Origin of the sequence: Streptomyces sp. NRRL S-340, from assembly GCF_000720185.1 — a bacterium.
Taxonomy (GTDB): domain Bacteria; phylum Actinomycetota; class Actinomycetes; order Streptomycetales; family Streptomycetaceae; genus Streptomyces.
In genome coordinates, this window is sequence record NZ_JOIY01000030.1 from 58,915 (window position 1) to 82,181 (window position 23,267).

Here is a 23,267-nt window from a genome sequence, read left to right on the forward strand (position 1 = left end):
CCGTCCCTGGCATCCTTGCCTGACGGCCCACCAACTTCCTTTCCCTCCAGCCGTATTGAGTCCGCCGGTCGTGGCCGCCTTGTGATGCTTTCCCAGCCGGACCCGAGAAGACCAGAGGGGGCAGAGTGAGTGGTACGGCGAACGGACTGCGGGACGACGATCTTCCTACGGTGTTCCGTTCCTCGGACGGGGCGTCGCTGGCCGGACAGCGCCGCTACATCCAGGGCACGAAATGGCGTCTGGTGCTGGCGGTGGCCGCCGCGCTCTGCGGTGTGCTCGACCAGCGGCCTGCCTTGATCGTCCTGGTGCTGATCTTCGTGGCGACCGTCTGTGTGGAGATCTGGCTGCTCACGGAACGTCCGGAGCAGGCGTGGTACGACGGCCGAGCCCTGGCCGAGTCCGCGAAGACCCTCGCCTGGCGCTACGCGGTGGCCGGCGCGCCGTTTCCCGCTCAGCTGCCGCAGGGGGAGGCGGCGCACCGTTTCAACGAAAGGCTGAAGGAGCTGCTGCGGGAGGCGCCCGCCACGAGTTTGGCCCCTGTGGGACTGGTCGCCGTGACGGACGCGATGAACGTGCTGCGAGCCCGCTCCTTCACCGACCGGAAGAACGCCTATCTGCGGGACCGGATCGAAGACCAGCAGCGCTGGTACGCGGCGAAGGCGAGCTGGAACGTGGCGCGGGCACGGCGCTGGCGCCTGATGCTGGTCGCCGCCGAGGGTCTCGGCCTGGCCGCTGCCGTCCTGCGCCTGACCGGAACCCTGACCTTCGACCTGGCCGGGGTCCTGGGGGCCGTCCTGGGGGCAGGAGCGGCTTGGTTCGCGGTGCGGCAGTACGAGACGCTCGGCCGCGCCTACACCTTCGCGGCCACCGAGCTGAGCATCATCCACGGCCGGCTGTCCCAGGTGGACGAGGACCGCTGGGCGCAGGAGGTGGCCGACGCGGAGGAAGCGATCAGCCGGGAACACACGATGTGGCGGGCTTCTCGCGGGTCCGGGTGACCGGCACCGGTCCTGCGGTCTTTGTGCCCGGGCCCTCCCGCGTCCCGCAGTACGATGAGCCGACGGTTCCCGGGGCCGAACAGCTGAGTAGCCGAGGAGATGCGTGCCCATGCCTGCCCGAATACCTTCGTGGGCCTGGGTCGGCGGCCTGACCGCCGCGGCGGTCGTCGCGGTCGGGACGCTGGCGGCCCAGGCGGACCAGGGCGCGCACCCCGTCGCCGACTCCGCGCGCCCCAGCGCGTCGGCCCCGGCGGGCAGGCACTCCCCGGCGGCGCCCCCCAAGCACACGGCCCCGCCCGCGCCGCCGTCCGACTCCGGCACGGGCCGCCGCGTCGTCTACTCCCTGGGGCACAAGCGCGTCTGGCTGATGGACGTGCGCGGCATGCCGACCAGGACCTTCGCCGTCTGGCCCGGCACGGTCAGCCCCGACCCGGGCGCCTACGCGATCTCTCAGCGGGTCGCCGACCCCACGAAGGGCTCGGACGGGGTGGAGATCGAGCACATCATGTACTTCGCGGGCAAGTCGGGCGTCTTCGTCGCCTTCAGCAACGCCGTCGACGGCTCCTCGCCGCCGCCGGTCGCCGAGGGCATCAAGACGGGCGGCGTCCGCACCGGCAAGCAGGACGGCGCGGCCCTGTGGGCGTTCGCGGAGAAGGGGACGCGCGTGGTCGTCGTCCCCTAGGGGAAGGACGGCAGAGGCGGGACCGGCCGGTTCGGGGGTGGGCGGGAATGGCGCAGGCGCGGCACTCGATGCAGGACCTGATCCGGCAGCGCAGGCGAGCGGGTTTCGTGGGCCGCGGCGGCGAACGCGCCGCCTTCCGGGAGAACCTCGGCCTCACCCCCGAGGACGAGCGGCACCGTTTCCTCTTCCACGTCCGCGGTGACGCGGGCGTCGGGAAGACCTTCCTGGTCAGGGAGATGGAGCAGATCGCCCGGGAATGCGGCGGGCTGACGGCGTACGTGGACGAGAGCGTCGGCAGCGTCCCCGAGGCGATGGCGGAGGTCGGCCGGCAGTTCGCCTCCCGCGGATGGAGGTGCAAGGAACTGGAACGGCTGCTGGCCGCCCACCGGGACCGCCGGCACGAGGCGGAGGCGGCCCTGGCCGTGCCGCAGCCGCAGCCCGACGGACCGTCCCCGGCCAGCGCCACGGCCATGCGCCTGGGCCTGGCGGGCATCGGGCTGATCCCCGGCGCGGGCCCCTTCGTCGGAGCCGTCGACGCCGCCCAGCTCGCCCAGGGGGCCGACCGGCTGCGGGCGGGCCTCAGCGCCCGCTTCCGCAGCCAGGACGACGTGCAGCTCGTCCTGTCCCCCGAGCAGAGCCTCACTCCGGTGCTGCTCGGCGAACTGGCGGAGATCGCCTCCCAGGTGCCGTGGATCGTCCTGTTCTTCGACACGTACGAGATGACGGCCCCGTTCCTCGACGGCTGGCTGCACGACGTGATGGCGACCGACCGGTACGCCGGGTCACTGCCCGCGAACGTCGTCGTGGTCACCGCCGGCCAGCGCCGCCTGGACCCCGTCCGCTGGAGCGACTTCGCCGACTTCGTCCAGGACGTCGTGCTGGGGCCGTTCACCGAGGCCGAGGCGCGGGGACTGCTCGCGGCCAAGGGCGTGGTGGCCGAGCCGGTGGTCGAGGAGGTGATCCGCCTCACCGGCGGACTGCCGGTCCTCGTCTCCACGCTGGCCGAGACCCGGCCCGCCGGGCGCGAGGAGGTGGACGACCCGAGCGAGACGGCCGTGGAACGCTTCCTGAAGTGGGAGCAGGATCCCGTACGGCGGGCGGCGGCACTGGCCGGCGCGCTGCCCCGGCGGCTGGACGCGGACGTGTTCCGGGCGGCGGCGGACTGCCCCGAGGCGGAGGCCGGGCCGCTCTTCACGTGGGTGCGCGGCATGCCGTTCGTCAGCGAGCGGGGAGACGGGCTGCGGTACCACGACGTCGTCCGCGCCCCGATGCTTCGCCTGCAGCGGCGGCGCTCCCCGCACGGCTGGGCACAGCGGCACGAGCGGCTGGCCCGGGCCTTCGGCGCCTGGCGTGAGCGGGCGGCGGGGGACGCGCGGCCCGGCGAGGAGTGGGAGCGGGAAGCCTGGCGCGAGCTGCGCCTGGAGGAGACGTACCACCTGCTGTGCGCGCGGGGGACCGCCGCGCTCGGCGGCGCGCTGCGCGATCTCGTCCTGGCCTGCCGGGAGGACGCGGCGGCCGGCCGCCGGTGGGCGCGGATGCTCCAGGAGGCGGGGGCCGCCACCGGCCTGCCCGTCCTGGAGCGGTGGGGGACACGGCTGGGCGAGGCCCTGTCCGACGAGCGGTCCGGGGTCACCGAGGCCATGGACCGGTTGCTGGCCCGGCCCGCTCTGCGCGGGCGCGACCGGGCGGCGGCGCACGCGCTGCGCGGCCGGGAGCTCAAGGACGCCGGCGAGTACCGGCGTGCCCTGGCCGCCTACGACCGGGCGGTCGAGCTGGACCCCGGGCTGGCCTGGGCCCACTACGGCAGGGCCGTCACCTTCGCCCTGATGGACGACCACGCGGCGGCGCTGCCCGGACTCGACCGCGCCGACGAACTCGCCCCCGGCACCCCCTACATCATCGGCATGCGCGGTGAGATCCTGCGGGTCCTGGGCCGCTTCGAGGAGGCCCTGGAGGCGTGCGACCGGGCCGTGGAACTGGATCCGGCGAACGGAGCCGTCCTGGCCACGCGCGCGGCCTGCCGGCACCGGCTCGGACAGCACGAGGCCGCGCTCGCCGACTACGACCAGGCGCTGAGCATCGACGGGGAGTACCTCTGGGCGCTCGTGCGCAGGGCCCGCCTGCGCCGCACCCTGCGCCAGCCGGACGAGGCCTTCGCCGACCTGGACCGGGCGGCCCGCCTCGCCCCCGACTCCGCCTGGGTCGCCTCCGAGCGGGGCGACGCCTACCGGATCGCCGGCCGGTTCGAGGAGGCCGTCACCGAGCTGGGCCGGGCCGTGGCGCTCGACCCCGCCCACGCGTCGGCGCTGGCGAGCCGGGGCGCCGCCCTCGTCGAACTGGGCCGGGCCGAGGAGGCGCTGGGCGACCTCTCCCGGGCCGTGGAACTGGACCCCGGTTACACCTGGGCGCTGGTGATGCGCTCCCGGGCCCGGTTCCGGCTGGGGGACCGGGACGGCAGGGTCGAGGACCTGCTGCGCGCGGTCGGCACCGCCCCGCGGGACGTCCTGCCGCGCATCGAACTCGCCTACACGTACGAGACGGCGGGCCGGTACGACGAGGCCGTCGCCCTCTACGAGGAGGTCCTCGCGGAGCACCCGGAGGACTTCCGCGCGCTCGCCGGGCTCGGGGCTGCCCGTCTCGGCCGCTGCGAACACGCCGAGGCCCTCCGCCTCCTCGACCGTGCGCTGGAGGTCGCCCCGGACTACGACTGGGCGTACGCGCAGCGGGCCCGCGTCTGCCTGGCCACCGGGCGGACCGAACAGGCCCTGGCCGACCTGGACCGGTGTCTCGCGCGGGAGCCGGGGGCGGTCTGGGCGACCTGGGAGCGGCGGACCGCGATCGAGGTGCTGATGCGCTGCGGCCGGTGGGAGGAGGCGACGGCCCGGCTCGCCGACGCCGGCCGGGAGGCGGCTCCGGACGACGACGGCGCCCTGGACCGGCTGTGGGCCGAGGCGCACCGGCACGCCGGGCGGCAGGCGGCGGCCCGGCGGAGCGCGGAACGCCTGCGGGTCTCGGATCCCGTGGCCGGGACCCTCCAACTCGCCCTGACGGTCGGCAGGTTCGAGGGGGTACCGGCGGCGGGGCCGCTGTGGCGGGAACTGGCCCGGCTGCTGCGGGCCGGCGGGGCGGACACGGCCGGGCACCGGGTGGCGCGGTGCGTCACGGCCTGCGGCCGGGGCGACTGGGCCGGGGCCGACCGGGCACTGGCCGGCCTGCCTGCCGCCGTGCCGGACTGGTACGGGCTCGCGGAACTCGCCGCCGCCCTGACCGTGCTGCTGCACAGTCCCGGCACCGACCGCCCCCGTCTGGCCCCCCGCCTGGCGGCGGTCACCACCGCCCGTGACGCCGTCCGGGCGCGGCACGCCGGGTGACGGGACGGGACAGGACAGGACAGGCACGGCGCGGGCGGTGGGCGGTGTCCGGCCCGGGTGCACCGGGGCGGGGGGGCCTCGGTCGGCCCGGAGGGGACCGGGCGCGAGTGGTGGGCGGTCCTCCGCCCGGAGGACGACCGGGCGCGGGCCGCGGGCGGTGCCCGGCCGGACGGGTCCTCGCCACAGCAGCTCCACCAGCCCCGCCGATCACCCCCTGAACACACCGTTCCCGTTCGACTACAGTGCCGAGCGTCGTACGGACGGACGGTGCCGTGAGGGAGGTCTGGGTGGGTACGACGGCCGGGATCGTCTGGGGGCGTGCCGAGCAGCAGGACTTCCGCGGGCGGGTGCGGGGCACGCTGCTCGGCGTCGCGCTGGGGGACGCGCTCGGCGCGCCGGTGGACGGGCTGGGGTACGAGGCGGTCCGGGAGGCGCACGGGCCGGAGGGTGTCGTGGACCTCGTCGCGGCGCACGGCCGGCGCGGCACCGTCACGCACCTCACCCAGCTCACGCTGTTCTCCGTGGACGGGCTGATCCGGGCGCAGGTGCGGCGGGACACCGGGGCCTGGCACCCGCCGACCGACGTGCACCGGGCGTACCTGCGCTGGGCGGCGACCCAGCGCGACTGGGGGCCCGACGAGCGGCGCGAGGACGACGGCTGGCTGGCCCGCGAGGAGTGGCTGTACGCCCGGCGGGAGCCGACGCGGGCGCTGCTCGGCGGCTTCGGGGACGAGACGATGGGGACGCTCCGGGCGCCGAAGAACCCGGGCGAGACGGGGCCCGAGGCCGCCGCGCGGTCGGCGCCGTTCGGACTGCTGGTCGGCTGGGAGCCCCAGTTGGTGGTGCAGCTCGCCGTGGAGTGCGCGGCGCAGAGCCACGGGCACCCCACGGCGTGGCTCGCGGCCGGGGCCTACGCCGTGATCGTGCACGCGCTCGCCCGCGGGGACGGTCTCGACGCCGCCGTGCAGAAGGCGCTGGCGCTGCTCGCCGTACGGCCGGGCCACGAGCCGGTCTCGGACGCGCTGCAGCACGCGCTGGGCGCGGTGCGCCAGGGCATGCCGGGCCCGGCGCGGGTGGAGGAGCTGGCGGGGGAGGGGGCCGCGGAGGGCGTGCTGGCCGTCGCGGTGTACTGCGCGCTGGTCGGCGAGGACGTACGCCACGGGCTGTGCCTGGCGGTGAACCAGAGCGGTCCCTCGGGGGCGGCCGGAGCCCTCACCGGCGGCCTGCTCGGTGCCCTGCACGGCGAGACGGCGCTCCCGCCGGCCTGGCTGGCCGAGCTGGAGGGCCGTCCGACCCTGCTGGTCCTGGCGGACGACTTCGCGATGGAGATGACCCAGGGACCCGCCCTGCACGGACCCGCCGGGTCGGCCCCGGGCTGGCTGGCCCGCTATCCGAGGGGCACCTAGGCCAGGCCGTCGCGTTCCCGCCTGCCCCGCGACGCCCGGCACGCCTCTCGCCGCACCGGACGAAAGCCCGGGTACGCCCCCGTACGCGGACTTCCGCCCGGCACGCCGGGAGCACGCACCGGACGCCGCGGGGCCGCCCTCCGGGCGACGGGCAGGTGACGCCACGGCCTGGAGGGGTCGGTCACGAGGGCTGGGTGCCGACCACGTCGTCGCCCGCGCCCGCCGGGGCCGGCACCGCCGCGGCCGCAGCGGTGCCGCCGTCGCCGTCCCCGTCGGTGTTGACCCGCTCGATGACCGCGAGCCGCTCGGGGGTGTCCTCCGGCCTGACGTAACCGATGACGATGTACAGGACCAGGGAGACCGCGAGCGGGATCGACACCTGGTACTGGAGCGGGACGCCGCCGTCGACGTTCCAGTTGACCGGGTAGTTCACCAGCCAGAAGGCCAGCAGGCCCAGGCCCCAGCTGGTGAGCGCGGCCGTCGGGCCCGAGCGGCGGAACGGGCGGAGCAGGCCGAGCATCATCGGGATGGCGATCGGGCCCATCAGACCCGCGACCCACTTGATGACGACCGTGATGATGTCCTTGAACGTCGGCGAGTTGACCTGTGTGGCCACCGCCATGGACAGCCCCAGGAAGACGACGGTCGTCACGCGGGCGGCGACCAGCCCGCTGCGCGCGCCCCAGGCCCGCGCCCGCCGCGACAGCACGGGCGCCACGTCCCGGGTGAAGACGGCGGCGATGGCGTTGGCGTCCGAGGAGCACATGGCCATCGTGTGGGAGAAGAAGCCGACGATGACCAGGCCCAGCAGGCCGTGCGGCAGGAGCTGTTCGGTCATCAGGGCGTAGGAGTCGGAGCCGTCGGGCTTGTTCGCGTGGACCAGCAGCGGCGACATCCACATGGGGAAGAAGAGGACGACCGGCCAGACGAGCCACAGGATCGCCGACAGCCGCGCCGAGCGCTCGGCCTGGCGGGCGCTGCCGGTGGCCATGTAGCGCTGGGCCTGGTTGAGCATGCCGCCGTTGTACTCGAAGAGCTTGATGAAGAGGAACGCCAGCAGGAACACCGTGCCGTACGGGCCGACCAGCGGCTTTCCATGGCCGTGCAGGGCGGGCTCGTCCCAGGCGCCGAGGAAGCCGATGCCCTTGTCGCCGAGCTTCAGGACGACGGCCACGAACATCGACACACCGGCGAGCAACTGGATGACGAACTGCCCCAGTTCGGTGAGCGCGTCCGCCCACAGGCCGCCGATCGTGCAGTAGACCGCGGTGATCGCCCCCGTGATCAGGATGCCCTGGTTGAGGCTCATCCCGGTGAAGACGGACAGCAGGGTCGCGATCGCCGCCCACTTCGCGCCCACGTCCACGATCTTCAGCAGCATGCCGGACCAGGCGAGCGCCTGCTGCGTGGAGAGGTTGTAGCGGTTCTTCAGGTACTCCAGCGGGGAGGCCACGTGCAGGCGGGAGCGGAGCCGGTTGATGCGCGGCGCGAACAGCTTCGATCCGATGGCGATGCCCAGGGCGATGGGGAACGACCAGGTGACGAAGGAGGTGACGCCGTAGGTGTAGGAGATGCCCGCGTACCCGGTGAACAGCACCGCGCTGTAGCCGGACATGTGGTGCGAGATGCCGGACAGCCACCAGGGCATCTTGCCGCCGGCGGTGAAGAAGTCGCTGACGTCGCCCACCCGTTTGTGCGACCAGACGCCGATCGCGACCATCACGCCGAAGTAGCCGATGAGCACGGCCCAGTCGAGACTGTTCATGTGCCCCCCTTCCAGGGTCCGCCTTGTGAACTCCGCTCATCCGGTTGGCACTTCGCCTGAGCGGGGTAGGGGCGAGGAAGGCCGCGAAGTGCCCGCTCATCGTGGGATCGGTCACGCGGGCGCGACAAGGAAGGGGAAGGTCAAGAGCAGGCAAAAAGGTTCGGCTTGCTGACCTTGGTTCATCTACATGAACAGGCGCGGGGTGGGGCGCAAGCTGGGAGAGGGCTGGTCGGGGGGCCGGGGAGGGCGGGCCGGCAGGCGGTGGCGAGTCGGCAGGCGGGCAGTGGTGAGGCGGCAGGCGGTGGCGAGTCGGCCGGTGCGCAGTGGTGAGGCGACGGGTGGTGGCGAGCCGACGGGCGGTTCGGGGCGGGCACGGCGGAGCCCCCTCGGCAAGGACGGCGAACTGGTCGAGGGGGCTCTGCGAGCGGCGCGCGCGGTCCTGCTGCTCGCGCCGGCGGTACTGCTCTTCAGTTGTGGTGCGGTGCGTCGCGGGAGGACCGGAGGGCCTGTTCCTCTCAGGCCTTGACCGACGCCACGAAGGAGTTCCACGCGTCGGCGGGGAAGTCGAGCACCGGGCCCTCGTGGACCTTCGAGTCCCGGACCGCCATGGTCGCGACGACCGGTGACTTGACCTCGACGCACGCGCCGTTGCCCGTGGAGTACGAGGACTTGGTCCACGTCTCCGTGGCGCCCTGACGAATTGCCATTTCTGCTCCGGATTGCGAGTGAGGGGTGGAATTGCGGTCACCGCACGACGCGTTCGGGGAACCCACAGCGCGGTTTGCGCCAACGGTGTTGCTCGATGGCGTGATCGACGCTACCCGCCGGGCCCGATGGGTGAAGCGGCCCTTCACTCGACCGGATGGCATATTCCAACGGCTCTTCCGTCACCAGTGGTCGACGGTGTACCGTGCCCCGCTCTCAGCGCGCGTAGTCCTTCGCGGCCTTCTCGATGAACTCGCGCGACTGCTCCACGTTCAGCGCCTGCGCCCGCAGGTGCTCGTACATCACGCTGTACTTCTGCACGTCGTTGGCCTTCTCCAGGTACAGGTCGCTGGTCACGCCCTCGATGTAGACGACGCTGGAGTCGGCCGTGTCCGGGAACTCCAGGATGGCGTACTGTCCGTTCAGACCCGGGTGCGCGCCCATCTCGAAGGGGATCACCTGCACCGTCACGTGCGGCAGTTGCGACTGCTCGACCAGGTGCTCCAGCTGTTCGCGCATCAGCGAGCGGTTGCCGACGGCCCGGCGCAGCGCGGCCTCGTCGAGGACCGTCCACAGGCGCAACGGGTTCTCGGCGGCGGAGATTCGTTCCTGCCGCCGCATCCGTACCTGGACCCGCTTCTCGATGTCCGCGGGCGCGGTCTCCGGCAGCGCCCCGGCGATCAGCGCCTCCGCGTACTGCCGGGTCTGCAGCAGGCCCGGAACGACCTGCGGGTCGTACACCCGCAGACTGGCCGCGTCCGTCTCCAGGCCGATGTAGACGCTGTACGGGATGTCGCCGAAGGAGTGCCACCAGCCCTGCTGGCGCGAGTCCTTGGCCATCTGCATCAGCGAATCGACGACCCGGTGGTCCTCCACCTCGTAGACCCCGCACAGGTCGCGGACGTCGCGCTGGCTGATGCTGCGCCGGCCGTTCTCCAGGCGGCTGATCTTCGACTGCGACACCAGCAGCCGCTCCGCCACCTCCTCGGCCGTCATGCCCTTGAGCTCGCGGAGCCTGCGCAGCTCCTGGCCCAGCCGGCGCCGCCTGACGGTGGGATTGACATTGGACGCCACGGGACGTGCACCTCCGGCTGCATGCCTCTGCTTTGCGTATCTGCTGCTGAGCAGACTGCCACCAAGGTGCTTGCCGCCGCTGGGAAACGCCGGATATGCGGCGCGATCCGCGCTGCCCGCGCGCCGGTTCGGCGCCGCGGTGAACGGCCGGGCGGGGTACGGGACCTGACGGTCCCGTACCCCGCCCGGACCAGCGGCTCCCGAACCGGTTCAGGGGACTGCGGTGCGGCGTACTGACTGGTTGCGGTGCTTACGGTGCTTACGGTGCTTGTCGGGCTTGTGACGCTTGCGGTGTTGGTGCTCATGGAGCTTGTGGTGCCTGCCGCTCGCGGTGCCCGGGTGTTCGCGGCTTGTGGTGCCTGGGATGCGGTGCGGTGCGGTGCGGTGCGGTGCGGGGCCGGGCGTACCGGGCCCCGCGGGGTCGTGCCGTGTGACGTTTCTTCCGCCGTGTCCGCAGCCGCGTCCGCCGCCGCGACGGCCCGGTGGCCGTTTCCGGCTCAGTGCGCCACCGCGCGCGCCATGGAGCCCGCGGCGCGCTGCGGCTGCATCGGGACGCCGTGGGCCGGTTCCGGCGCGGGCCTGCCGCCGGCCGTGGCCTGCCGTCCGCCGGCCGAGGCCGGGCCGCGGCGCGGCTGGGCCGCCACCCCGTTCTGCACGTCCATCACGGCGTGCGCCACGAGACCGCCCATCGGATCGTGCCGGATCAGGTCCCGCAGCCGGGAGCGGGACGAACGTCCCTCGTTGCCCGGATACAGGTGCTTGCCGAGGCCGACCGCGTGGGCCAGCGCGGCGAGCGCCGCGGTCCGCGGGTCCGGCGGTACGCCGGTGCGGATCGCGGAGTCGAGCCGGGCCCTGATCTCCCGGCTGATCACGTTGTCCGTCGCCTGGTAGCGAGTCGTCGGCAGCACCCCGCACATCTGGCCGGCCACGGCGTGCACCATGCCGCACCTCTCCAGGTGTGAGAGATAGGTCTGGCGGAGCCCGAGACGGGGCCCGCCGATCCAGTGGACGGCCCGTACCGGAGCGCCGCGCCTTCGCAGCAACTCCAACGCGCAGTCCAGAGTCGGATCTCCTGTCGGCCGTGGCACCACCACGGCGATACGATCCCCGTCCGGGGCTATCCGTCCGGCCAGCGCCAGCTCCACTAGCTGCGCTCCGGCCAGACCCAGGTCGAGCGACTGCGGCTGCGCAGTGGTACCCGTGGCCGGGTCCAGTGCCAGCAACAGAAGCTCCTCCGGAAGTGTTCTGCGGCTCCTGCCCATCCATGCCTCCCCGCGTGGATGAATGACAGGGTGACCCCTCTCACATTGGTCTGTCGAGGGTGCGTGACCGGTTCGTAGTGGAACCAGTAGGTATGTCGTTCTCGTCTTCCGCTCGGGTTTGGTCCGCACACAGGACACTGGTACATGGTTCGGACAGCGGTGCGACCGCGTGATACAGGCGGTCGTGGGGCCACTGCTCCGGCCGGTCGGTACGGCTGTCGTGCGGGCGGCGGTTCACGGTTCGTAGCGGCACGCGGGGCGTGCGGCACATGGAGGAGGCATCGGTGGCGGGCGAGTCCCCCGACAGGTCGAAGCAGCGCGAGTCGTCGGCAGAACCGACGTCGGGGAGCGCGGGTCCGGTTCCCGGGGCCAGGAGCGAGGCGCGTGATCCTCGCGATCCTCGCCTCGCGCCGGCCGGGGGGTCCGGGGAGTCCGGTACGACGTCCGGCGCGTCCGGCGCGTCCGGCGCGTCCGGCGGGTCCGGTACGGCGGAGAGCCGGGGTGGCGTGGACACGGCCACGCGAGTGCTCTCGGTGCGGAACGTCGTCGCGGACGCACAGGACGATCCGGAGTCCGGGGAGTCCGGGGAGTCCGGGGAGCCCGAGGAGTCCGCGGAGTCCGGGGACGCGGCGGCGGAGGCGGCTCAGGCGGCCGGGAAGCCCGGGGGCGCCGGCACGGCGGTCTCCGGTGCGGAGGGCGCCGACGAGAACGAGGACGGGAAGGGGCGCGGCGGCACGGAGGACGCGGAGAGCGGGGACGGGGCCGGAGGCGACCGTGCCGCCGCCTCCGGCGACGCGCGCCTGCGGGCGGCCGTGGCCGCGTGGGTGGACTCCGAGGGACCCGAGGACGCCGGGGACCCCGAGGAGTCCGGGGACCGCGAGGACCCGGAGGGCCGCAAGGACTCCGACGACGACCGCGACGACCCTGACGGCGGCAAGGACTCCGGGAAGGCCGCGGAGGCGGACGAGGCGGAGGAGTCCGACGCGTCCGCGTCCCAGGGCGAGGATGGGTCCGGGGCCGACGGCGAGGACCGCGAGCCCGGGGCCGCTCCCCGGTGGGCCGCGCAGGGCAAGGGCGGCGCAGGCGAGAAGGGCGGCAAGTCCAGCGAGGCGGGCGAGAAGGCAGAGCCCGGCACCCCGTCCAAGACGTCCGGCGCCAGGACGTCCGGCGCCAGGACGTCCGATTCCAAGACGCCTGAGCCCGAAGCAGCGTCCGAGCCCAAGGCCGAGCCCCCCGTCGACACGCCCACCGCCGTCTTCAAGGCGCCCAGGCCCGCCGTCGACCAGCCCACCACCATGCTGAAGCTGGGCGGCGCTCAGAGGGGCGACGCGGAGAACGCGCCGAAGACCGGTACGGAGAACGCGCCGAAGACCGGTGCGGAGAACGCGGCGAAGACCGGTGCGAAGGGCGGCACGGCGGCCGAGGGCGCCGCCAAGGGCCCCCGGCAGGCCGACGGCGGGCCCGCCCCGAAGCCCGCCCGCGGGGCCGGTGAGTCCGAGGCCGAGCGCACCAGCAAGTTCGTCGCGCTCAAGCCCCTCGACGACGCCCCGAAGACCGCGCCCACCGCGCCCGCGGCCCCCACCGCACCCGCCGCGACCCCCACCCCCACCGCCCGCAACCACCGGCCCGGCTTCGAGCCCACCACGCAGCAGCCGCTGCCCCCCAAGCCCCCGCTGGACCTGCTGGCCGAGCTGACGAACACGCCGCCGCCGCCGGAGACCCCGCTGCGCACCACCGTGCGCCGGGTGAAGATCTGGACCCCGCTGGTCCTGCTCCTCCTGGTCGTCTTCGCGATCGTGCAGGCGCTGCGCCCGCTGCCCGCGCCGGGTCTCGCGCTCACCGCGAAGGACAGCTACACCTTCGACGGCAGCAAGCTGACCCTGCCGTGGCCGGGCGAGGGCCAGGGCTGGATGGACGTCGAAGGCGTCGGCACGATGGACCACTTCGGTGAGCAGAAGCCGGCGCCCATCGGATCGGTCGCCAAGACCATGACGGCGTACATCATCCTGCGCGACCACCCGCTGAAGGTGGGCCAGGAGGGTCCGAAGATCAAGATCGACCCGCAGGCGGAGAAGGAGGGCGGCTACGACAAGACCGGTGACGAGTCCACGCTCAACACGGTCAAGGCCGGCCAGACCCTCACCGAGAAGCAGGCGCTGTCCGCGGTCATGATCCCGTCCGCGAACAACATCGCGCGGCTGCTGGCGCGCTGGGACGCGGGGTCCGAGGCGGCGTTCGTCAAGAAGATGAACGCCACCGCCAAGGAACTGGGGATGGCCAACACGACGTACACCGACCCCTCGGGCCTGACGAAGACCACCGTCTCCACCGCCGAGGACCAGGTGAAGCTCGGCGACCAGGTCGTGAAGAACCCGGCGCTGGTGGCCATCACCAGCGCGGCGAGCTGGACGGACCCGTCCGGCAAGAACTGGCCCAACTGGAACGAACTGCCGTACCGGATGGGCGCGATCGGCATCAAGACCGGCAGCACCACCGCGGCCGGCGGCAACCTGCTCTTCGCCGCCCGCAAGAAGGTCGGCGGCCAGACGGTCACCGTCGTCGGCGCGATCCTGGGGCAGCGCAAGAGCCCGATCCTGACGACCGTCAACGAGGTCAGCAAGACCGCCCTGGAGGCCGCCAAGGGTGCGCTGACCTCGGCGAAGATCCTCAAGAAGGGTGACGTCGTCGGGTACGTCGACGACCGGCTCGGCGGTCACACCCCGGTCGTGGCCACCGAGGACGTCACCGCGGTCGGCTGGGCGGGGTCGAGGGTGAAGGTGTCCTTCGCCCCGGACCAGGTGCCGCACTCGGCGAAGGCCGGCACCAAGGTCGGCACGCTCACCGTCGGCGAAGGCGGCGCGGGCGGTGCGGTCAGGGTCCCGGTCGCCCTGCAGAAGGACCTCGGCGAGCCCGGCTTCACGGACAAGCTGACCCGCCTGGGCTGAGTGCTCCCGGCACCCCGGGTGCCGGGACCCCGGCGAGCCTGCGCGCACCCCGTCGGGGAGCCCCACCCGGGCGCTCCCCGGCGGGGTGCGTGCTAGCGTCACGAATCGGGCACGTCACCGGTCGTGGGACGAGGCCGCGAACAGAGGACGGGACACGGGGAGTGCCTTCAGGTGGCCACTGCGGAGCCGACACGCGCCGACGACGCCGATCCGGGCCCGGGAGGCCCGCGAATAGGTTCGCACCCCAAGGGCACGGACGGCGACCGGACGCATCCGGACGGTGAGGCGGCCTCGCGCGCCGGACGGTGGCCGCGCGCCCGGGCCGCCGTCATGGCGCTGCGCGAGCGGATGCTCGGACACCCCGTCCTCTCGATCACCGGCCTGGCCGGTGTGCTGCACATCGTGTGGTTCTTCACGTTCGCCAACAGCGGCGGGGACCTCGCCGCGCAGGACGCCTGGGCCGAGTTCGTCGGCCGGCACCCGGACTCGGCGTACAACCTCGCCTGGTACGGCGGTATGCACGCGGTCTCCTACAGCATGGTGTCGCCGTACCTGATGTCCGTGCTCGGTGTCCGGACGACGATGATGATCGCCGGCACCGTCTCCTCCGGCCTGCTCACCCTGATACTCCTGCGCAGCCGCGTGGTCAGGAACCCGCTCTGGGCGGCGCTGGCCGGGGTCTTCGGACTGCTGTGCAACGCGATATCGGGCCGGGTGACGTTCGGCCTGGGCACGATGTTCGCGCTCGGCGCGGTCGCCGCCGTGTTCTGCTGGCCGCACCGCTGGCGCCGCAGGCGCTGGGCGAAGGCACTGGTCGCGGCCCCGCTGGCCGCGCTCGCCACCATGGGCTCACCGGTGGCGGGACTGTTCGTGGGCCTGGTCGCGGTCGCCCTGTTCCTCCAGAAGCGCCGCCCCGGCGCCTGGGCGCTCGGTATCGCGCCGAGCGTCGTGGTGGCCGTCTCGGCGCTGCTGTTCCCCTTCTCGGGCACCCAGCCCATGGGCTTCGGTTCGGCGTCCCTGCCGCTGCTGTACGCCGTCCTCGCCGCCGTCCTCGTCCCCCGGGAGTGGAAGACGGTGCGGATCACCTCCTGGGTGTACGCGCTGTCGGTGGTCGGGGTCTGGGTGATCAGCTCCCAGATCGGTTCCAACATCACCCGGCTGGCGATGCTGTTCGCCGGGACGGCGCTGGTGGCGGCGCTGCCCTTCACGGTGCCGCGCTCGCGCAAGTGGTACACGGCCGTGCTGGCCCTGGTCGGCTTCGGCGTCTGGATCGGCGTCAAGACGGTGGACGACATCGTCCACACTGCGCCCGCCGCCTCCTGGTCGCGCGAGCTGGCACCGCTGGTCAACCAGTTGCAGAAGGCCGGCGCCGAGAAGGGCCGGGTCGAGGTGGTCCCGGCCAGCTCGCACCGCGAGGCCTCCGCGCTCGCGCCCTACGTCAACCTCGCCCGCGGCTGGAACCGCCAGGCCGACATGGAGCGCAACCCCCTCTTCTACGACGACACGCTCAACTCGGCCAACTACCACGAGTGGCTGCAGCGCTGGGCGGTCCACTACGTGGTGCTGCCCAAGGGCGAGCCCGACGGCGACGGCGGACAGCGCGAGCGGGCGCTGGTGCAGCGGGGCATGCCGTACCTCAGCCAGGTCTGGGGCGACGCCAACTGGCAGCTGTTCAAGGTCACCGACCCGACGCCGCTGGCCGAGCCGAACGCGGTCGTCGACCGCGCCGAGCAGGGCGAGCTGACCATCGAGGTCCGCAAGCCCGGCCGCGTCCTCATCCGCATCCCGTACTCGCCGTGGCTGAGCCTCGTCGACGACCACGGCAAGAGCCTCAAGGCGCCGCAGGAGACCGAGGCGTCCAAGCACCGGATCAAGGGCACGCCGAAGACGTTCGACAACGTCAACGGGTGCCTGGCGGAGACACCGCAGGACGCCAGGGGCGACAAGTGGACGACGCTGCTCGCGCCGAAGACCGGCACGTACCGGCTGGCGGCGCCCTACCAGCTCCCCCGGGGCACCCCGTGCCCGGACGAGCTGAAGCCGGCGAAGTGAGGAGCGGGCCGCGGCGCCGGCACCGGGGCCCGGCCCGGCTCCCCTGGACCCGCCTCACTCGACGGGAAAGGCCGCGTCGCACACGGGGTCCTGCGGCCCCGCCGCCCCCCAGTCCGTGAAGTACACCTCGCGGCACGGCCCCGCCTGCGCGAGTCCGCGCTGGGCGATCCACTGCTCCACCGCCTCGAAGGCGGCCATGATCTGCGGATGGGCCACCTGGGCCTTGGTGATCCGGGTGTACGCCAGCCGCCGGGCCGGCTCGATGCGCACCGCCGTCTCCCAGGACCGCCCCCCGGCCGCCGCCCAGGCGCGCGCGGCCCGCTCGTCGGCGACCGGCACGCAGCACTCCGCGGGACCGTCGCTCTCCATGGACACCTCGGAGTGGTAGACGACGTACGGCGCCGCCGTGACGCCCCCGCACGCGCGCGCCGCGCCCTCCAGGCGGGTCAGGGACGCCCCGATCCACGCGGGCAGCTCGCTCGCCAGCGTGTGCCGGGTCTCGGTGACCACCACCTGCTCGGGCACGTCGACCGTCTCGACCACGAACTTCCCGTACATGTCGCTGTCCCTCCCGGACAGCCGTGCACGGAGGTACTCGGCGAGGGTCCGCTGCCCGGCCACCCGGCTCTCGACGTCCGCCCAGTACGCGGCGAGCAGACCGGCCGCTCCGGCGCCGTCCGTCTCCACCGCCGCGACCACCTCCGCCACCCGCGCCAGCGGCATGTCCAGCCGGCGCAGCAGCGCCACGAGCCGGGCCCGCTCGGTCTGGGCGGCGCGGTAGTAGCGGTAACCGCTGGCCTCGTCGACGTGCGCCGGTGCCAGCAGCCCGAGGCGGTCGTACAGCCGCAGTGCCTTCGCCGACAGCCGGGAGCGCGCCGCGAACGCGCCGATGGTGAGCAGTTCTTCGTCGTCCCCGTCCACCGCGCCATCCTCCGTCACCGGACGGCCCGTCCCGCCCGGCGACCAGGAGGCCGGGTCCTGCCCCAGGGGCACGGCCGGCGCGGGCTCAGCCGAGCTGGGCCTCGACGGCCGCGACCAGTTCGGGCGCGTCCGGCTCGGTCTGCGGCGAGAACCGGGCGACGACCTCGCCGTCCCGCCCGATCAGGAACTTCTCGAAGTTCCAGCGGACGTCCCCGCTGTGCCCGCCGGCGTCCGCGAAGCCGGTCAGACGCGCGTAGAGCGGGTGCCGTCCTGCCCCGTTGACCTCGACCTTCTCGGTCATCGGGAAGGTGACGCCGTACGTCGCCGAGCAGAACTGCGCGATCTCGCCCGCGCTGCCCGGCTCCTGCCCCATGAACTGGTTGCAGGGCACCCCGAGCACGGTGAAGCCCTGGTCCGCGTACCGCTCGTGGAGCTTTTCGAGTCCGGCGTACTGCGGGGTGAGCCCGCACCTGGACGCCACGTTCACGACGAGGACGGCCCGCCCCGCGTACTGCCCGAGGTCCGCGGAACCGCCCTGGAGGGCGCCGATCTCCACCTCGAGGGGAGAACCCTGGGGGGCCGCGCCGCCGTTGCTGCTGTCAGTGGTCATGTACGGATGCTAGGGCCTCGCGTGACCCCGCTCCCCGACCCGGCCCGATCCGGACGGAAGACCCGGGTGCCGAGACCGGCTCCCCGCCGGCCCCGGTCTCCCCGCCGGTCCCGGTCTCCCCGCCGGCTCCGGCGTCCCCTTCGGACCCGGCGTCCCCGGAGGCGGCCGCGAGGAGGACCTGGCCCGCGCCCGTGCGCGAGTACAGCACCGACCGCCCCGCCCGGCGCCGCTCCACCAGCCCCGCGTCCAGCAGCACCCGCAGATGGCGCCCCACGGACCCCAGCGCCTGCCCGGTCACGGCGGACAGCTGGGTGGTGCTCAGCGGTGAGCCGAGCAGCACCAGCACCTGCGCCCGCGACCCGCCCAGCAGCGCCCCCAGCGCGGCGGGCACGGCCGGGCGCCGCTCGCCCGCACCGGCCGCCAGGACCCCCGCGCACGGGTAGACGACGGCGTACCGGTGCTCGGACTCGTCCCACGCCACCCAGCCGTGCTGCGGCGTCACCGGCACGAACAGCAGCTGGGCACCGGAGATCTCGCGCGGCGGATACTCGTGCAGGTTGACCTGGAACCGGTTCTCGCCGAGCCAGCGCGTCCCCGGCCGCAGGGCGTCCAGCACGGCCGCCCAGCCGCCCCGGCTCATCTGCGCCGTCCGCGCCCCGACATCGGCCTCCAGCACGCGCCGCCGCCGCTCCCAGGAGGGCCGCACCGCCCGGGTCCAGACGTACTCCAGCAGCCCGGCCGCGCGCTCGGGCAGGTCGTCCCGCTCCAGTTCCGCCGGGAGGGCGCCGGCGAGCGAGGTCCGCAGGTGCGCGCGGGCGGCGGCCGGGTCGGCCGCCCGCACCCGCGCCACCCCCTCGGCGAAGGACTCCCCGTCCCGCGGCGTGGGCGTGAGGAAGTCCGCGATCCACTCCCGGCCCAGCCCCGCCCGCACGAGCAGCGCGGTCACCGGGTCACGGGCCAGCAGCGCCCGGTAGGCGGGCAGGTGGGTCCGCAGCCAGGCGTGCTCGCCGGGGTGCCCGCCGGCGTACCCGCCCGCCCCCTTGTGCAGCAGGATCAGGCTCGCGAAGGCCTCGGCGAGCGGCGAGAGCACGAACCGGCTCCCGGCGAGGGTGTCCGCGTTGACCTTCCACCAGCCCACGTGCCGCCCGACCTCCCGCCGGGTGCGGAGGTTTCGCACCCGTGCGAAACAATAACGAGCGCCCGCGTGCCCGCCGCAGACTCCGGCGCATGCGCGGTTACCAGGACCTGTTCCGCACCCCCGAGTTCACCCCGCTCTTCCTGTCCGCCGCCGTCCAGACCGCCGCCCAGACGATGAGCGGCCTGGCGCTGGGCACCCTCGTCTACCGGGCCACCGGCTCGCCGCTGCTGTCCGCGGTGAGCATGTTCGGCCAGTCCCTCGCGCAGGTGCTGGGCGCGACCCTGTTCCTGTCCGGCTCCGACCGGCTGCCGCCGCGCCGCGCCCTGACCGCTCTCGCGCTCGTCTTCACGGCCGGCACGGCGCTGCTCGCGCTGCCGGGCCTGCCGCTGGGCGCGCTGTTCGCCGTCGTCCTCGGCCAGGGCCTGGTCGCCTCGCTCGGCGGCGGAGTCCGCTGGGGCCTGCTGAACGAGATCCTCGCGGACGGCGGCGACAGCGGCTACCTGCTGGGGCGTTCGGTGTTCAACATGATGAGCGGCGTCATGCAGATCACCGGGTACGCCGTCGGCGGCGCCCTGGTCACGGTGGTCTCCCCGCGTCTGTCGCTGCTGCTGTCGGCCGGGCTGTACGCGGTGGCCGCCGCCACCGTCCGCCTCGGTCTGAGCAGGCGCCCGCCCCGCGCCCAGGGCCGCCCGTCGGTCGCGGCGACCTGGCGCGCCAACGCCCGCCTGTGGTCCGACCGGCCGCGCCGCCTGACCTACCTGGGGCTGTGGCTGCCCAACGGCCTGGTCGTCGGCTGCGAGGCGCTGTACGTCTCCTACGCCCCCGGGGCCGCGGGCACCCTCTTCGCGTGCGCGGCCCTCGGCATGCTGGCCGGTGACCTCACGGTGGGCCGCCTGCTGCCGCCCGCCCCGCGCAGACGGGCCGCCACCCCCCTGCTGCTGCTCCTGGCCGCCCCGTACCTGCTCTTCGCCCTGCACCCGCCCGTACCGGTGGCCGCCTGCCTGGTGACGGTCGCCTCCGTCGGGTTCGGCGCGAGCCTGGTCCAGCAGGAGCGGCTGATGACCCTGACCCCCGCGGAACTGAGCGGCCACGCCCTCGGGCTGCACTCGGCCGGGATGCTGACCCTGCAGGGCCTGAGCGCGTCCCTGGCCGGCTCGGTGGCCCAGGTCACCTCACCCGCGGCGGCGATGACGGTGCTGGCGGCGGCGTCGGCCGCGGTGACCCTGGCCCTGGCGGCGGTCGCCCGGCGCACCCCGGGGACGGCGGAGACCGGGGCGGGGGAGCCGGGCGAGGCCGGTGAGGCGGGTGAGCGGCCCCGGCCGGCCCCGGCCCCCTGAAGGCCGCCGGAGACTCCCCCGACCGCGCGATGGCTCTCCCCGCCGCGGGATAGAGTCGCCTGATGAACCGGCCGTGGGGGTGACCGGTGATGCTTGGCTGTACCGGTGTCCTGGGGAGGGGGCCTGCGGAGCATGAGTCGTCGCTCTACTGGTTTGGTCGGTGTCTGGGCCGAGGCGCAGCGGCAGCAGCAGCGCCAGCGCGAGGCCGACGACAGGCGGCGCCGGGAACAGGTCCGGCAGGCGCAGGCCTACCAGCGGCGGGCCGCCCAGGACCACCGGCAGTACCGGCAGGCGGAGGCCCGGCGGCGGACCGAGGAACTGGACGCGCGGGTCGCGGCGTTGCAGGGCCTGCTGGCCGCCGGTATCGGTGCACCCTCCTTCACGGCCGCCTCGCTGCGGCGCCCGGAAGAGGTGGAGCCGTTCGCGCCGGGGCCGCTCGCCCAGCCCGTACCCATGCCGCAGCCCCACCAGTACCAGGCGCAGGGCGGCTGGACCGCGGGCCGGCGCGCCCAGGCGGAGGCCGACGCGCGCGCCCGGTTCGAGCAGGACTGGTACGCGGCGCAGGCCGCGGAGGCCCGGCGCCGGGAACAACTGGCGGCCTACCGACGCGAGTACGAGCAGTGGGCCGCCTCCCGGCTCGCCGAGGTGCGCCGGCACAACGCGGGCGTCACCGAGGTGGCCGAGGGGGTGCGGCGCCGTGACCCCGACTCCGTGGTCGAGTACTTCTCCGCCGCCCTGTACGCGTCGACGGCCTGGCCCGAGGGCTTCCCGCGTCAGCTCTCGGCCGCCTACGACGCCCACGCGGGCCAACTGGTGCTGGACTGGGAACTCCCGGGGTACGACGTCGTCCCCGCCGCCAAGTCCGTCCGCTACGTGGCCGCCTCGGACGAGGACAGGGAGAGCGCCCGTCCGTTGACGCAGTGCCGGGCGCTGTACCGGGAGGTCGTCGCCCAGTGCCTGCTGCTGGTGCTGCACGAACTCTTCGCCGCGGACGCCGTGTTCGGCGCGCTGGAGTCCGTGGCGCTGAACGGCTTCGTGGACGCCCACGACCCGGCGACGGGTCGGCAGGGCCGCATCCCGCTGGCGACCGTGATGGCGCCGCGCCCCACCTTCAACGGGCTGCACCTGGAGCAGGTGGACCCGGTCAGCTGCCTCACCGACGCGCTCCGGGGCCAGCTGACGGCGCGGCCCGACCAGCTCGCCGCCGTACGCCCCGGCAGGCGCCCGGAGGACGTCGGCGACGGCGGCCGGGTCGTCACCCACGGCGGCGAGGGCGACGAGGAGCCGGACCTGTACACGATGGACCCGCTCGTCTTCGAGTCCCTCGTCGCCGACCTGTTCCGTGCGATGGGGATGCAGGCGGTGACGACCCAGCGGTCGGGCGACGGCGGCGTGGACGTGGACGCGCTGGACCCCGCGCCGATCACCGGCGGCAGGATCGTCGTCCAGGTGAAGCGGTACCGCAACACCGTGCCGCCCACGGCCGTGCGCGACCTGTACGGCACCGTCCAGGACCAGGGTGCCAACAAGGGCGTCCTGGTGACGACGTCGAAGTTCGGGCCGGGCTCGCACACCTTCGCGGACGGCAAGCCGCTGGAACTGGTCTCCGGCACCGAACTCGTCGACCTGCTGCACCGGCACGGCCTGCGCGGCCGGCTGGGCGGCCCGCGCCGGACGCCGGAACCGGCGCCCACGCCCCCGTCCGGCGCCGCGGCCCCGGCCCGCGACGACTACAACGTCCTGGGCATGTCCTGGTCCGGCGGTGTCGCGCTGGACGTGTGCGCGCTCGTCTGCCGCGGCAACCGGGTCCTCGACGACGACCACTTCGTCTTCTACAACAACCTGCGCACCCCGGACGGTTCCGTCGGCGCGGTCGCCGCCACGCCCCCGGACAAGGCGGCCCTGCGGGTCTCCTTCGACGCGCTCCCGGCCCACTGCGACCGGCTGGTCCTCGTCGCCGCCGTCGACCCGGAGACGGACCCGGACGCCGACCTCTCCGGTTTCACCGACGCCCGCATCCGGCTGCTCGACCCGGCCCTGACGGAACTGGGCCGCCTGGAGGTCTCCGACGGCCGCCCCGGCGAAACCGCCCTGGTCCTGGGCTCCTTCCGCCGCAGGTCCACCAACGACTGGGACTTCGTCCTCGGCGGCAGGGGTTACGCCGGCGGCCTGCTCGAACTGGTCGAGGACCACGGCATAGAGGTGGAGTGACGGGGGCCTTTTCCCTGGAGCCCTCTCCCCTGGGCCCCTTCCCCCGGGAGCCCCTCCGGCCTGCCCGCCGGCCGGTCGCCCCCGGCCTGCCCGCCGGCTGGGCCTCCGGTTCACCCGTCCGGCGGTCTCCCGCTGGTGGGACGCCCTGCCGCCGCGCACGGTGGACGCATCCGACCGCACGGAGGACGACACCATGACGCAGCAGCCGGCAGCTCCGGGCCCGCGCCCCGAGGACCACGCCGCGGACCGGGGCAGAACGAGTCCCTGGGTGGCGGGCGGCACCGTCTTCGCCGGGGTGGTGCTGCTGGTGGCCGGTCTGCTGGACATCCTCAAGGGCATCTCGGCCCTCGCCTCCGACACCATCTACGGGCGCATCGGCGACTACGTCTACCGCTTCGACCTGACGACCTGGGGCTGGGTCCTGCTGATCGTCGGCATCATCGCCGCCGCCACCGGCCTGGGCCTCCTCACGGACGCGCTGTGGGCCCGCGTGACGGGCGTCTTCATGGCCTGCATCAGCCTCATCGCCAACTTCCTCTGGCTGCCGTACCAGCCCCTGTGGGCGATCATCTCCATCGGCCTGGACGCCTGGGTCATCTGGGCCCTGACGGCCCACAGGGCCTCCCGCACCGCTGCGCTGTGAGGCGGCGCCGGACACCGTGAGGACGTGAGGAGAAGCCGCCGGTACGGATGGCTGTGGACGCACCCCTCCGCCGGACCGGCGTCCCGGGCTCGCCCGGCGCGTGAGGCGGAGGCCGCGGGCCGCGGCCGATGCGCTGCGGAACCGACG

The 23,267-nt window shown here is 74.0% G+C and carries 16 protein-coding genes; 9 read left to right on the top strand and 7 right to left on the bottom strand.

Annotated elements, in window-relative coordinates; genetic code table 11:
• Positions 1-125 precede the first annotated feature (125 nt).
• The 4 genes from IG64_RS23250 (at position 126) to IG64_RS23265 (ending at position 6,457) form a co-directional block, all read left to right on the top strand.
• Positions 126-998, top strand: coding sequence for a DUF4231 domain-containing protein (locus tag IG64_RS23250; RefSeq protein ID WP_051813270.1), 873 nt, complete (start codon positions 126-128; stop codon positions 996-998).
• Positions 999-1,107: 109 nt separating this feature from the next.
• Positions 1,108-1,680 carry a hypothetical protein gene (locus IG64_RS23255; protein WP_037859379.1) on the top strand — a complete coding sequence of 191 codons (573 nt, stop codon included), beginning with the start codon at positions 1,108-1,110 and terminating at the stop codon, positions 1,678-1,680.
• Positions 1,681-1,727: 47 nt separating this feature from the next.
• Positions 1,728-5,051 carry a tetratricopeptide repeat protein gene (locus IG64_RS23260; protein ID WP_037859380.1) on the top strand — a complete coding sequence of 1,108 codons (3,324 nt, stop codon included), beginning with the start codon at positions 1,728-1,730 and terminating at the stop codon, positions 5,049-5,051.
• A 287-nt stretch (positions 5,052-5,338) separates the two neighbouring features.
• Entirely contained in the window at positions 5,339-6,457 is a 1,119-nt protein-coding gene (locus tag IG64_RS23265) for an ADP-ribosylglycohydrolase family protein (protein WP_037859442.1), read from the top strand.
• A gap of 181 nt (positions 6,458-6,638) precedes the next feature.
• On the opposite strand, the gene IG64_RS23270 is transcribed toward IG64_RS23265, so the two are convergent.
• From IG64_RS23270 to IG64_RS23285, 4 genes are all read right to left on the bottom strand, one after another.
• Positions 6,639-8,222 carry a sodium:solute symporter family protein gene (locus IG64_RS23270; RefSeq protein ID WP_037859383.1) on the bottom strand — a complete coding sequence of 528 codons (1,584 nt, stop codon included), beginning with the start codon at positions 8,220-8,222 and terminating at the stop codon, positions 6,639-6,641.
• A 515-nt stretch (positions 8,223-8,737) separates the two neighbouring features.
• Positions 8,738-8,929, bottom strand: coding sequence for a DUF397 domain-containing protein (locus IG64_RS23275; protein ID WP_037859384.1), 192 nt, complete (start codon positions 8,927-8,929; stop codon positions 8,738-8,740).
• A 214-nt stretch (positions 8,930-9,143) separates the two neighbouring features.
• Positions 9,144-10,001 (bottom strand): helix-turn-helix domain-containing protein, encoded by an 858-nt coding sequence (locus tag IG64_RS23280; protein WP_037859385.1) that lies wholly within the window; start codon positions 9,999-10,001, stop codon positions 9,144-9,146.
• Positions 10,002-10,498: 497 nt separating this feature from the next.
• Positions 10,499-11,263, bottom strand: coding sequence for a GOLPH3/VPS74 family protein (locus IG64_RS23285; RefSeq protein WP_037859387.1), 765 nt, complete (start codon positions 11,261-11,263; stop codon positions 10,499-10,501).
• A 506-nt stretch (positions 11,264-11,769) separates the two neighbouring features.
• Between IG64_RS23285 and IG64_RS23290 the strand changes: the two genes are divergently transcribed.
• Together IG64_RS23290 and IG64_RS23295 are read left to right on the top strand one after the other, a co-directional pair.
• Positions 11,770-14,208, top strand: a complete 2,439-nt coding sequence (locus IG64_RS23290; RefSeq protein WP_420709964.1) for a D-alanyl-D-alanine carboxypeptidase — start codon at positions 11,770-11,772, stop codon at positions 14,206-14,208.
• A 171-nt stretch (positions 14,209-14,379) separates the two neighbouring features.
• A complete protein-coding gene (locus tag IG64_RS23295) occupies positions 14,380-16,260 on the top strand; it encodes an MFS transporter (RefSeq protein ID WP_037859390.1) in 1,881 nt (626 codons plus the stop codon).
• A gap of 54 nt (positions 16,261-16,314) precedes the next feature.
• Here IG64_RS23295 and IG64_RS23300 read toward each other — a convergent pair whose 3' ends face one another.
• The 3 genes from IG64_RS23300 to IG64_RS23310 form a co-directional block, all read right to left on the bottom strand.
• Positions 16,315-17,199 carry a MerR family transcriptional regulator gene (locus IG64_RS23300; RefSeq protein ID WP_037859445.1) on the bottom strand — a complete coding sequence of 295 codons (885 nt, stop codon included), beginning with the start codon at positions 17,197-17,199 and terminating at the stop codon, positions 16,315-16,317.
• A 67-nt stretch (positions 17,200-17,266) separates the two neighbouring features.
• The gene (locus IG64_RS23305) at positions 17,267-17,791 is read right to left on the bottom strand and encodes a glutathione peroxidase (RefSeq protein ID WP_037859392.1); all 525 of its coding nucleotides are present in this window, start codon (positions 17,789-17,791) and stop codon (positions 17,267-17,269) included.
• A complete protein-coding gene (locus IG64_RS23310) occupies positions 17,781-18,929 on the bottom strand; it encodes an ArsR/SmtB family transcription factor (RefSeq protein ID WP_078884172.1) in 1,149 nt (382 codons plus the stop codon). The genes IG64_RS23305 and IG64_RS23310 overlap by 11 nt, the downstream gene beginning before the upstream one ends.
• A gap of 89 nt (positions 18,930-19,018) precedes the next feature.
• Here IG64_RS23310 and IG64_RS23315 point away from each other — a divergent pair, with 89 nt between their 5' ends.
• From IG64_RS23315 to IG64_RS23325, 3 genes are all read left to right on the top strand, one after another.
• Complete coding sequence (locus IG64_RS23315) at positions 19,019-20,266, top strand: MFS transporter (RefSeq protein ID WP_234438596.1); 1,248 nt, start codon at positions 19,019-19,021, stop codon at positions 20,264-20,266.
• A gap of 132 nt (positions 20,267-20,398) precedes the next feature.
• Positions 20,399-22,477, top strand: a complete 2,079-nt coding sequence (locus IG64_RS23320) for a restriction endonuclease (protein ID WP_051813272.1) — start codon at positions 20,399-20,401, stop codon at positions 22,475-22,477.
• Between the two features lie 193 nt (positions 22,478-22,670).
• Positions 22,671-23,120 (top strand): DUF7144 family membrane protein, encoded by a 450-nt coding sequence (locus tag IG64_RS23325; protein ID WP_037859452.1) that lies wholly within the window; start codon positions 22,671-22,673, stop codon positions 23,118-23,120.
• Positions 23,121-23,267: the final 147 nt, after the last annotated feature.